Below are 11,056 nucleotides of genomic sequence, written 5' to 3'. Positions count from 1 at the left end.
GAGCGGGTCAGCGACGACCTGCGGTTGGATGATTCGCCGGTGATGCGCCGGCGCCGGTGGGCGGCTGGGTTGACACTGGTGGCCACCGGCGCGTACGCGGTGGTCGCGGCGTACCAGTTCGGCCTGGTGCGGCATCTGCCGGAGCCGCCGGTGCGCGTGCTGGACGCCGACCGGGTCGACGCCAGCGGCGAGGCGTACGTGCTCGGGCACACCCCCGACACCGCGCTCGCCCTGGCCAGCGCGGCGGGAACCCTCGCGCTGGTCGGCATGGGCGCCGCCGACCGGGCCCGCCGGCAGCCGTGGATCCCGCTGCTGGCCGCCGGCAAGGCCGCCGGTGACGCCGCCGCCGGTGCCTGGCTGTTCGCCGAACAGGTCACCAAGCACCGTCGGCTATGCGGCTGGTGCACGGTGGCCGCGGCCGCCACCGCCGCGACGGTACCGTTCACCCTCGGCGAGGCGATGCAGGCGTGGCGGACGCTGCGCCGCCGCGACGGGTCGTGAGCAGCCGCCGACGCACACCCAGCGTTGTCATCGTCGGGGGTGGCCACAACGGCTTGGTCGCCGGGTGTTATCTGGCCCGCGCCGGCTGGCAGGTCCTCGTCCTGGAACAGGCCGGCAAGCTGGGCGGCGGGTCGCGCACCGACGAGCTGCTGCCGGGTTACCGGTTCAACACCCACTCCGCGGCGCACAACATCATCAACGCCACGGACATCGTCGACGACCTGCGGCTGGCCGAGGTGGGGCTGGCCTACCGGGAGATGGACCCGTTCTCGACCGCGGTCTTCACCGACGGGATGGTCGTGCGGTTCCACCGCAGCGTCGCCGCCACCGTCGAGTCGATCGCGCGGGCCGACCGCGGCGAGGCCCGCCGCTACGCGGCGTGGATGCGCCAGGCGATGCCCGTCGTCACCGCGATGCGGGCCGCCATGGACTCCGGCGCCGGCCGCCACCGCCGGCTCCGGCAACTGCCCGGCCTGCTGGGCGCCGCCGGGCAGGCGGTGGCCCGCAACGGCGGTCCGGTCGGACTCGGCCGCACGCTGCTGGCCCCGTACGGGCGCATCCTGCGTGAGCGGTTCGCCACCGAGTTGGTAAGGGCGCCGGTGGCGGCGTTCGCCGCGCACGCCTCTGCCTCTCCCGATGACGTGGGTGGGGCGACGTTCGCGCTGTGGCAGGCCTTCTACCACCAGGTCGGCCAGTGGCACCCGGTGGGCGGGTCACAGTCCCTGGCCGACGCCCTCGCCGCCCGGCTGACCTCGTCCGGCGGGCGGTGGCGCACGGAGGCGCCCGTGGCCCGGATCCTGCGCAGCACGGCGCCCACCGACCGGGTAACCGGCGTGGAGCTCGAATCCGGCGAGCACATCGCCGCCGACGCGGTGCTCGCCGCAGTGGACCCGCAGATCGCCCTACTCGGCCTGCTCGACCCGCCCCTTGACGGGCCGCAGGCCGACCAGTTGCGGGCGGCCGGGCGGGGCAACGCGGTGCAGATGCTGGTGCTGCTGGCCACCACCGCCCTGCCCGCCTACCGGCAGGGCCGGCCGGGTGACTGGAACGGCCTGCAGTCCTACGTCGACAGCCTCGCCTCGCTGGCCGACGGCTTCGCCCAGGCTCACGCTGGCCATCTGCCGGACGACCCGGTGCCGACCTACGCCTTCACACCCACCGCCCTGGACGACACCCTGGCCCCGCCCGGGCAGCACACCGTGTACCTGGCCTGCCCGTGCGCCCCGTACCGGCTGCGCGGCGGCTGGGACGCGGCGAAGGACGAGTTCGCCGACCGGATGATCGCCACCGTCGAGGCCCGAGCACCCGGCTTCACCAGCACGATCATCGACCGGGTGGTGCACACGCCGCCGGACATGGCGCGGCAGTTGCGCTGGCCCGGCGCGCATCCGATGTACCTGGACATCAGTCTCGACCAGCTGGCCCTGTTGCGGCCGACCGCGGCACTGGCCGGGCACCTCACACCAGTGCGTGGCCTGGTCATCTCCGGAGCGGGCACCGCGCCGGTCGGCGGGGTCGCCGGCACCCCGGGCCGGGCCGCCGCCCGCGCGCTGATCAGGGCCATGGGCCGCTGACCGGCGAGCCGGGCCGACGCCAGCCGGCGGGCAGCCGTCAGTAGCCCGTTGTGGCGGGGCGGGCGCGGCGGCCGCCGATGGTGGTGAAGAACTGGGCGGCGGCGAGCTGAACACCGTAGGACCAGGTGGGGTAGGCGTGGGTGATCTGGGCGAGGCGGCCGGCGAACATGTTCGTGGCCATCGCCAGGGCCGGTTCGTGGATCATCTCCCCGGCGCGGGCGGCGACGATGGTCGCGCCGAGGATCCGCCCGCCGCCCAGCTGGCGCAGCAGCCGGCGTGGTCCCGCGATGAGGGTGATGAATCCGTCGGTGGCGTCGGCGGTGACAGCCCGATCCATCTCAACCATCGGCAGGTAGGCAACCCGGCCACCGTGGGCGGCGGCGTCGGCTTCGGTGAGGCCGACGCGGGCGACCTCGGGGTCGGTGAAGGTCACCCATGGGGTGGGCGAAGCGTCGTAGCGGCGCCGGCGGCGGGACAGGGCGTTGCCGGCGGCCAGGCGCCCCTGGGCGAACGCGGCGTGGGTGAACGGCATGCGACCGGTGACGTCACCGGCGGCGTACACGCCGGGCGCGGTGGTGGTCAGGTATTCGTCGGTGACCACGTGCCCGCGATCATCGACCGCCACACCGGCTGTGTCCAGGTCCAGGTCTGCGGTGACCGGCCGGCGGCCGACCGTCACGAGCAGCCGGTCGGCGGTGATGTCCGCGCCGCCGTCCAGCAACAGCCGGACGCCGCCGGTGGCTCCGGTGCCGACCTTGAGCGCGCGGGCACCGAGCCGCAGCTGGATGCCTTCACGGGTGAACACCTCGGCGATGACCCGCGACGCGGCCGGTTCCTCGGCGGGCAGCAGCCGATGGGCGGCCTCGACGATGGTGACGCGGCTACCGAGCCGGGCGAACGCCTGGGCCAGTTCGCAGCCGGTCGCGCCGCCGCCGAGCACCACCAGCGAGCGGGGCAGTTCGGTGAGGTCGAAGACCGTCTCGCTGGTCAGGTACGGCACGCCGGTGAGCCCGTCCACCGGCGGAACAGTCGGGGCGGCGCCGGTGGCGACCACCACCCGGCGGGCTGGCAGGACGGTGCCGTCGACGGCGATCCGACCGGGGGCGGTAAACCGGGCCCGGCTGCGGCGGACCTCGATGCCCTCGGCGCGCAGGGCGTCGGCGTCCTCGGTGGCGGCGATCGCGGCGATCGCGTCACGCACCCGCCGCGCCGCGTCGGGGAACGGCAGCCCGCGGGCGGCAGCCTCGATCAGCGTCTTCGACGGCACACAGCCGGTGAACGTGCAATCGCCGCCGGGCGGGTCATCGGTGACCATCAGCACCCGGGCGCCGGCAACGGCGGCGGCGCGCGCGGCGCCGAGCCCAGCCGCACCGCCACCGATCACGATCAGGTCGTAGCCGCCGGTCACGGTTTGACCGCCACCAGTAGGGCGTAGCCGATGACGCCGTCGGCGATCGCGGCGCGGGCGGCGGAGAGCACCGCCGGGGCCCGGCCCAAGTCCAGGCCGGCGGCCTCAGCCCGGTCGCGGGCGGTCATCCGCACCAGGGCCAGCCGGGCCTCTATCTGGTCGAGCATGGTGGCGACCGCGGCGTCGTGGCGTTCGGTCGCGATCACCCGCAGCCCGGCGGCGGTCAGGATGCCGACGTACTCGTCGAGCGGGCGGGCGTCGGCGACGCAGGCGATCCACCCGCCGAGCCCCGACAGCTCCGCAGGCAGCCGGTCGGCCTCGACGGTGACGTCGGTGAGGCCCAGCCGCCCACCCGGACGCAGGGCGCGGGCGAGTTCGGCGGCGGCCGTCGGCTTGTCGAGGAAGGTGCAGAACGCACACTCGCACACCACCACGTCGAACGCCGCGTCGGGCACCGGCATACGTTCGGCGTCCCCGAGCCGGAACCGTGCCGTCGCGGCGAGGCCGGCACGCCGGGCCGCGTCGGTGGCGGCGGCGACGTTGGCCTCCGACAGGTCAACCCCGGTGACGTCGGCGCCGTACTCGCCGGCCAGCAGCAGGGCCGTGGCGCCCCGTCCACTGGCCACATCCAGCACAGCCCCGCCGGAGCGCAGGCCGAGCCGGCCAGCCAGCCACCGGGTCAACGCCAGACCGCCGGGATGGTAGGAGTCCCCAAGCAGCAGCGCGACGACGTCGGAACCGTAGACGGCGGCGCAGCACGCCTTCGCCTCGGCCGCAGGCACCGCGGGAGTCGGCGGGTTCATCGCAGCCGCCGGCCCACGTTGGTGGAGTCCGGGGCGATCCGGCCCGCGCCGCCGCCGTTGTCGCGACAGGTGTCCGTACCATGGACGATCTTCGAGCCGTACGGCGAATCGATCAGCACCGGCTGCAGCGGCGCGGCGTTGGGCACGACGTCGGCGACCGGCACGCCGGACATCTGCTCGCGGACCTGCTCGCGGTAGCCGACAGAGTTGTAGGCGCAGAATGGGATCATCCGGCCGTCGGGGGTGATCTCCTCGACGCAGCACTTCATCAGCTGTTTGACGTTGAGCGTGTAGGGGTCCTGGAAGTCCTGGATGACGATCATGAAGGCGCGGTCGGTGAGGTCGGCGATCGCCTCAGGCAGATTGACCCCGCACGCGTCAGCGCAGTCCAACGCCGCCGCAGCCGCGGCCAGCTTCTCCTGGGTGGTGTCGGTGCCCATAAACGCCGACGCCGACCACAGCTTCTCCAGGGCCTCACGCACGGCATGGTCGGGCACCACCCGGTTGGAGACGTAGTCGAGGTGGTCGGCGACGTTGAGCAGCCGGGGAATCGGCACCAGCCCGAAGCCGGGCTCCCCAGGGGTGCCCTCGGTGAGCAGGTAGGTGATCGACCGGCAGGTCGGGAAGCAGCACGGCACCGGGAAGAAGTCCGACGCGGTGAACCAGTCGGGTCGCTGGGCGGCGATGCCGTGGATGATGTCGGAGTTGGTCAACCTCGTGAGCGGGTCGAACTCCACGTGCCGGCCGGAGTGGGTGACCGGCTGGAACGACACGCTGCGCACCGCGGGGTGCGCCAGCCCATACTCGATGATCGCGCCGAGTTCGTGGTCGTTGAGCCCACGCTCGACCGCGGCGACCAGGGTGACGGTCAGCCCGGCCTCGGCGCAGTTGTCCAGCGCCTTCTGCTTGATCTGGCGCAGGTCCCGGCCGCGGATCTGGCGGTGGGTGCGCTCGTCGAAGCCGTCGAACTGCAGGTAGACGTTGACCGCCCGGCCGGGGCGGTTGCGCTCCCCCAGCGCGGTGACGAACCGCTTGTCGGAGGCGAGGCGGATGCCGTTGGTGTTGACGTTGACCGCCTTGATCGGGCGGGCCTGCGCCGCGTCGATGAACTCCAGGATCTGCCGGTGGATGGTGGGCTCGCCGCCGGAGAACATCACCACCTCGGCCTCCCCTTCCGAGGCGACGAAGGTGTCGAGCATCCGCTCGCACTGCTCCAGTGTGATCGAGTAGCCGTCGGGCTGGTGGCCGGAATCGGCGAAACAGATCGGGCAGTCCAGGTTGCAGCCGGTGTTGACCTCGATGATGCCCAGGCACGCGTGCTGCTTGTGCTCTGGGCACAGCCCGCAATCGCTGGGGCAGCCGTCGACGACCTCGGTCTGGAAGGTCAACGGAATGGTGCCGGGCTTGTTGAAGCGGGCCGAGTCCAGGTACATCTGCGCGTCGCCGTACACCAGCGCCTCGAACTGCCCATGCTCGCGGCAGCGCTTACGCAGGTACACCTTGTCGTCGCGGATGTTGACCTGGCCGTCGACGACGACCTTGCACACCGGGCAGATCGACTTGGTGTACTCGACGAAGATCTCGTCCCGGTCCCGCTTGACCGGCGGCGCCACCACCGGCTCACGAACAGCGGTGGGGACGGGTTCGACAGCGGTCATGAGACTCCTCGCGTGATGGCAGATCTGCGGTGCCAACCTGCCCGGAAAGCCGTACTCGTTCCGTGATCGCGCTTACACACCCCGATCCGGACCCTGGCCACATGCTCTGGCCCACTGGGGCGTGGGTTCATCATCGGCCGCCGCGGCCCGGCGCCGCACCTCGACACACGGCGGCGACCAGTCGACCATGCCGACCGCGCGCGCCAGCCGCAGCGCGTCGTCTCGCGACGCTCGACCGACGTGGCGGCGGCTGCCGCTCGCGGCAGCACCTGGTAGGCGTCGAGGGGTCCGGCGTCCGCGACCAGGAGGCCCGCTGTTCGGCGGCCATCGCGGTGTACACCGCGCCGAGGGCCATCCGTAGCCACACGACCACGACAGTAGGGGCACGGCGTACCCGTGAGCAGTGTTTACGGCGTAGCAGGGTGCAGAAGGCTTGGACGAGGACGGCGAAGGTGACCAGCCGCTACTTTTCCCGGTGTGCATGCCCCGCCATGATGTCCCGCACCGGCCGATCATCCTTGATCGCCTCGCCGCCGATCCGGCGCAACTCTTCCTGGATGATCCCATCGCACACTTTGCCGCTCACGCCGCCGCGGCGGCCCGCATGCGGGCGTACTCGACCTCCATGTCGGGTGGGCCGAAGCCGTAGTTGGCGTAGTCGGCACGCATGTCCTCGATCGCGGCGTCGAGCTCGGCCGACGGGCCGCCCTCGGCGAGCAGCACCACCAGCGGCTCCCACATCGCACCGCCTAGGTCGGGTATGCCGCGCAGCGCCTGAAGGTAACGGCCGGGCCGGAGCAGGTCGAGGGCGGTGTGGGCGAGCTTGTCGGCCGCACCGACCAGCAGCGCCGCGGCGTGGTCGAGCTCCTCGGTCGTCGTCACGGTCGCCGGGTACCTGTCAGGGTCCAGGCGCAGGTGGTAGTAACTGTCCTCCGGGCATTGGCGGGTCTCGACGAACCCGATCCTGTAGGACGTAGCGTTCTTGTCCAACGGGATCGCAGGCTGGCCCCAGCGGGCGGCGCGCCAGTTCAGGTACTCCCACCACGCAACCGGCACCACACTGATGCCCACGGCCACGAAGATCGTGCCGCCGCCGACGCTGCGCATCACACGCCGCGTGACATTGACCTGTGCGACGCCGTCGGTCGTGACGACCGACCAGGTGCCGCGAGTGCCGTAGAAGCCCAGCGGCCGCACGACGGCACCGATGTCCTTGTTCAGCCGGTACGTCGTCTGCGCGGGAGTGATCATCCGGTACACCGTACCCGCGCGGCGCGCGCCCATCGAGACGGCAGCAGGCGGCCGCATCGACCGTCCCGATCGGCTGCAGGCTCGGGCAGTACTCGTCCACGATCACCCGCTTATTGACCGCGGCAAACAGGAGCCCACGAGATCGGCAGGGCGCCCATTCCATGTCTTAAGGTGAGCTCGGAATGATCGCGGCGACAGGTCTTCCCAGTGGTCAGCTCCGCGCGGTCAACCGCCGGCGGGCGGCAAGCGTCAGGTCGACGATCAGGAACGCGAGCAGGCTGAGCCCTAGCAGGGGCAGGAAGATCCCGAACGCGACCGCCACGATGACCACGGCCCCCAGTGCGGGCCAGGGCAGCGTCCGTAGCCCGCCGGACGGGTACGCCGTTCTGAGCGGCCATCCGGTGGCGCGAGTGGGGCGGCGCTGCCACCACATGCGGTAACCGAGCACAATCATCACGGCCAGGCCCAGCGCGAGGATGGCGAGGACAATCTGGTTGGCCAGCCCGAACAGAGTGCCCATGTGGATGTCCACCCCCCAGCGGGCGAGCTTGGCCATGAGCGGGTAATCGGCGAAACGGACCACGTCGGTGACCTGCAGGGTGGCGGGGTCGACCGCCGCCACGTCCACGGAGGTGGGGTAGGCGCGGTGCACCTCGGTCACCGTCCAGGTCCTGCCCTCGCCCTTGGGTAGCGCGATCTCCACCTGGTCGGAGTCGACCTCGGCTGCGCGGGCGACGGCCCATACCTTGTCGATGGTGGTGACGTCCACTGCGCCGGTCGCCGTGGCCATACCTCCGCCGTGCTCGGAGTGCTCGCCGCCGACGACCGTCGGGGCCGTGGTTGTCGTGTTGACCGATGGGGTGGACCAGCCCAGTTGCGCCCGCAACTCGGCGACGTTCTCGCCGGCCAGTTGTGACCAGGTCAGCCCGGTCGCGGACAACGCAAGGAACCCGCTGGCCATCCAGATACCGACTGCTGCATGCCAGGAGCGGGTACGAGCCCTGCCTCGTACGCTCTTCTCTGGCAGGAACGCGGCTCGCATCGAGCGGCGGGTTCGCGCCCGGGCCACCCACAGAGCCAACCCGCCTAGGACGACCACCCACAGCCAGGAAGCGGCCAGCTCGCTGTAGTAGCGGCCCGTGTCGCCCAGATGCAGTGACCGGTGCAGCTCGTCGATCCACGACCGTACGGGCATCGCTCCGGTGGTGCCGTAGACGGTTTCCTGGCCCAGCACCTTTCCCGTGCTGGGGTCGACGAAGACCGCGTGCCGGTACGACTCGGCGAACGAGCCGTCGTTGAAGATCACCCGGGTTGTGCCGCCCTCGGGCGCGGGCCGGACGGCGACCAGGTTCTCGACGGTGCTCGCCTGCTCGGCGACGGCGACCTGCTGGGCGAGCGGAACACGAGTAGTAGAGGCGGCTGCCGGGGTGAGCAGGTCGGCGTAGAGGGCCTTCTCCAGTTGCGGGCTGAGCGCGTAGAGGCCGCCGCTGAGCGCCGCGACCAGGAGAACCGGGCCGATCAGGATGCCCGCGTAGAAGTGCATGCGCAGCACCAGTGGCCGCAACAGCGCCCAAGGGCCTGGACGTGGAGGCTGCTGTTGCGTGGCAGTGGCAGCGGCCTTCTCGATCGTGGTGTCGCCGTCGCTAGTCAGGGCAGGCTCCTCGGGTCCCGGCGCGAATGGTGTCGGTTAGGGAGTCGCCGGATTGCCGCCGCTGGTTCCCGAGGAGGGCAATCGAGTAAAGCTGTGACCCGTCTGGCCGCGCCGGCCTGCGTACTCGCACTGCCCGCCCTCTGACGCACCAAGCCGCAGGTGATTAGGTCGTCGGCGTGGGAACACCGGCGTGCTCTGGCACACGACTGGCGCGGCCCGCTTCACCCCCGTGGCAGCTGGTGGAGTGCGGCTATCCGAGGGCTGCGGTATTCCGTGATCACCATGGAACTGGCTGACCTGCCGGATCGACTACCTGTCGACAGCCTTCGGGAGGAGCCGGGTGTGATGAGTGTGGATGTTGGGCGGCGGGCGGTTCTGCGGGCCGCAACGGCCGGCGGGGTTGGCGTGGGGTTGGCCTCGGCCAGTCTGGCGGTCCCGGCCGGTGCCGGCTCTGGGCGGCGTGGTCCGCGTGTTGCGATCCTGCTGTACGACGGGTTTACCGCGCTGGATGCGGTGGGTCCGTACGAGGTGTTGTGCAGGGTTCCGGACGCGTCGGTGGTGACGGTGGCCAAGCGCGTGGGGCCGGTGCGCACCGACACCGGTGTGCTCGGGTTGGTCGCCGACCGCGCGCTGCACCAGGTACGGGAGGCGGACGTGCTGCTGGTACCGGGCGCCGGGAATCGAGGCGTCATCGCGGCCATGCAGGACGAGGAAACCGTGGACTGGGTGCGTCGGCTACACGAGGGTACGAGGTGGACGACGTCGGTGTGCACCGGCGCGTTGATTCTCGGTGCCGCTGGCTTGCTGCGTGGGGTGCCGGCCACCACGTACTGGGCGTCGCGCTCCTACATGGAGACCACGTTCGGGGCGGTGTACACGCCGGGCCGGTTTGTTGAGTCCGGCAAGATCATCACGGCGGCCGGGGTGTCGGCGGGCATCGACATGGCGCTGCATCTGGCATCGAAGCTGTCTGGTGACCGGGTGGCCCAGGCTCTGCAACTGGCGGTGGAGTACGACCCCCAGCCGCCGTTCGACACTGGTAGCCCGGAGAAGGCCGGACCGGAGCTGCAGCAGCTCGCGCTGCAGCTGCTCGAAGACGCCGCCCGATAACCGTCGGTAATCTCCTGAGCTGGGCCACCGCTTGAGGGAACCATTCCGCCACCCGAACCGAACTAGATAGCTCGATCCGACCGGCGTGGCCCGGGGGTTCGGTGGCGTTTGCGTCGGCCGGGCAGGCCGCCGGTCCTCCCATCCGGACGGCCGGCGGCGTGGGGCTTACCTGAGCCGTCAGTTGGCGTCGGCGCCCGCCAGATGCGGCTCCGCAGATCCGCGTGGCTGCAGGCAGCGGCGCTGCTCGGGCTGGCGGAGGAACTGGAGGTTCGGCGCGTCGTCGTAGTCGTGGTCGCGCGTGAGGTCGCCGTGCTCGAACAGGTAGGTCAGCCGCTCCTCGAGATCAGACTCCGACAGCGGATCACGTCCAGCCGTTCTCCCGAAGCGTCGCCAGCACCTCATCCACCCGCAGCCGCGACTGATCGGCCACCGCAGCCTGCAAGAACACATCCACGATCGCCCGGTGGTGAGCGTGGTAGGGCTCCTCGGACACGCACGCGGCGAGTTCCAGAGCGGTCACGGCGATGCCAAAGTGCGACAAAACGGAAGCGTGCCGGCCTAGTGCTGGTTACGCTGCCGAAGGAGGTGAGCCATCATGTTGACAGACGCGCCGGCGCAGGCGGCCATTCCAGCGAGCGACATCGAACGGGCCAAGCGCTTCTATCGCGACACCCTGGGCCTGACCATCTCGCGAGAGTCCGGGGACGCCGTTCATTTCGAGTCCGGGGGAACGCAGTTCTTCATCTATCCCACCTCTAACGCCGGGCAGGCCCCCCACACGCTGGCGGCCTGGATAGTCGCCGACCTCGACGCCGAAATGGCGGACCTCCAGGGGCGCGGCGTGACGTTCGAAGAGTACGACCTCCCTGGTCTCAAGACGGTCAACGGCGTCGCAGAGCTTGCGACGCTGCGCGGCGCCTGGTTCAAGGACAGCGAAGGCAACATCCTCGCCGTGAGCCAGCCCCGCGAAGGGTAATGCCCGCAGTCGCCATCCGCTCAGGCGCAGTCACCGGTGCCGGTGCAGGAGCTGGTGGCGGAGCGGCCAGGGAGCGAAGCTCAACGCTTGGCCCATGGCACGGCCCAGTCACCCAGACCGTCCA

At 71.1% G+C, this 11,056-nt stretch carries 11 protein-coding genes; 4 read left to right on the top strand and 7 right to left on the bottom strand.

Features of this window, described 5'->3' with window-relative positions; genetic code table 11:
* Both C1I99_RS05195 and C1I99_RS05190 read left to right on the top strand, forming a co-directional pair.
* The coding region (locus C1I99_RS05195) for a vitamin K epoxide reductase family protein (RefSeq protein ID WP_111132991.1) at positions 1-501 on the top strand (501 nt) is incomplete at its 5' end.
* Positions 498-2,075: a phytoene desaturase family protein gene (locus C1I99_RS05190; RefSeq protein WP_158553975.1), complete on the top strand. Its 1,578-nt coding sequence runs from the start codon at positions 498-500 to the stop codon at positions 2,073-2,075. The genes C1I99_RS05195 and C1I99_RS05190, both read left to right, overlap by 4 nt.
* A gap of 37 nt (positions 2,076-2,112) precedes the next feature.
* Here C1I99_RS05190 and C1I99_RS05185 read toward each other — a convergent pair whose 3' ends face one another.
* From C1I99_RS05185 to C1I99_RS05165, 6 genes are all read right to left on the bottom strand, one after another.
* On the bottom strand, positions 2,113-3,483 hold the full coding sequence (locus C1I99_RS05185) for a dihydrolipoyl dehydrogenase family protein (RefSeq protein ID WP_199561970.1): 1,371 nt from the start codon (positions 3,481-3,483) through the stop codon (positions 2,113-2,115).
* A complete protein-coding gene (locus C1I99_RS05180) occupies positions 3,480-4,286 on the bottom strand; it encodes an SAM-dependent methyltransferase (protein ID WP_111132989.1) in 807 nt (268 codons plus the stop codon). The genes C1I99_RS05185 and C1I99_RS05180 overlap by 4 nt, the downstream gene beginning before the upstream one ends.
* Entirely contained in the window at positions 4,283-5,944 is a 1,662-nt protein-coding gene (locus C1I99_RS05175; RefSeq protein WP_111132988.1) for a radical SAM protein, read from the bottom strand. The genes C1I99_RS05180 and C1I99_RS05175 overlap by 4 nt, the downstream gene beginning before the upstream one ends.
* Before the next feature lie 463 nt (positions 5,945-6,407).
* Entirely contained in the window at positions 6,408-6,530 is a 123-nt protein-coding gene (locus tag C1I99_RS34515; RefSeq protein WP_267897473.1) for a hypothetical protein, read from the bottom strand.
* Complete coding sequence (locus C1I99_RS05170) at positions 6,527-7,195, bottom strand: hypothetical protein (protein ID WP_146603895.1); 669 nt, start codon at positions 7,193-7,195, stop codon at positions 6,527-6,529. Before C1I99_RS05170 ends, C1I99_RS34515 begins: the two co-directional genes overlap by 4 nt.
* 211 nt (positions 7,196-7,406) lie before the next feature.
* Positions 7,407-8,738: a PepSY-associated TM helix domain-containing protein gene (locus C1I99_RS05165; RefSeq protein WP_111132986.1), complete on the bottom strand. Its 1,332-nt coding sequence runs from the start codon at positions 8,736-8,738 to the stop codon at positions 7,407-7,409.
* Between the two features lie 390 nt (positions 8,739-9,128).
* Between C1I99_RS05165 and C1I99_RS05160 the strand changes: the two genes are divergently transcribed.
* Positions 9,129-9,956 (top strand): DJ-1/PfpI family protein, encoded by an 828-nt coding sequence (locus C1I99_RS05160; protein WP_233512335.1) that lies wholly within the window; start codon positions 9,129-9,131, stop codon positions 9,954-9,956.
* A 361-nt stretch (positions 9,957-10,317) separates the two neighbouring features.
* On the opposite strand, the gene C1I99_RS32605 is transcribed toward C1I99_RS05160, so the two are convergent.
* A complete protein-coding gene (locus C1I99_RS32605) occupies positions 10,318-10,476 on the bottom strand; it encodes a hypothetical protein (RefSeq protein ID WP_158553974.1) in 159 nt (52 codons plus the stop codon).
* Between the two features lie 75 nt (positions 10,477-10,551).
* Between C1I99_RS32605 and C1I99_RS05150 the strand changes: the two genes are divergently transcribed.
* Positions 10,552-10,932 carry a VOC family protein gene (locus C1I99_RS05150; RefSeq protein ID WP_111132984.1) on the top strand — a complete coding sequence of 127 codons (381 nt, stop codon included), beginning with the start codon at positions 10,552-10,554 and terminating at the stop codon, positions 10,930-10,932.
* Positions 10,933-11,056: the final 124 nt, after the last annotated feature.

The organism is Micromonospora deserti (assembly GCF_003236335.1).
Taxonomy (GTDB): domain Bacteria; phylum Actinomycetota; class Actinomycetes; order Mycobacteriales; family Micromonosporaceae; genus Micromonospora; species Micromonospora deserti.
Note: the sequence above shows the minus strand (reverse complement) of the source record. Positions and strands in the feature narration are given on the sequence as shown.

What these genes read in the sequence shown, in the direction of transcription:
- C1I99_RS05180 (WP_111132989.1), bottom strand. Translation starts at nt 4,286, where the DNA reads ATGAACCCGCCGACTCCCGCGGTGCCTGCGGCCGAGGCGAAGGCGTGC.
- C1I99_RS05175 (WP_111132988.1), bottom strand. Translation starts at nt 5,944, where the DNA reads ATGACCGCTGTCGAACCCGTCCCCACCGCTGTTCGTGAGCCGGTGGTG.
- C1I99_RS05170 (WP_146603895.1), bottom strand. Translation starts at nt 7,195, where the DNA reads ATGATCACTCCCGCGCAGACGACGTACCGGCTGAACAAGGACATCGGT.
- C1I99_RS05165 (WP_111132986.1), bottom strand. Translation starts at nt 8,738, where the DNA reads ATGCACTTCTACGCGGGCATCCTGATCGGCCCGGTTCTCCTGGTCGCG.
- C1I99_RS05160 (WP_233512335.1), top strand. Translation starts at nt 9,129, where the DNA reads ATGGAACTGGCTGACCTGCCGGATCGACTACCTGTCGACAGCCTTCGG.
- C1I99_RS05150 (WP_111132984.1), top strand. Translation starts at nt 10,552, where the DNA reads ATGTTGACAGACGCGCCGGCGCAGGCGGCCATTCCAGCGAGCGACATC.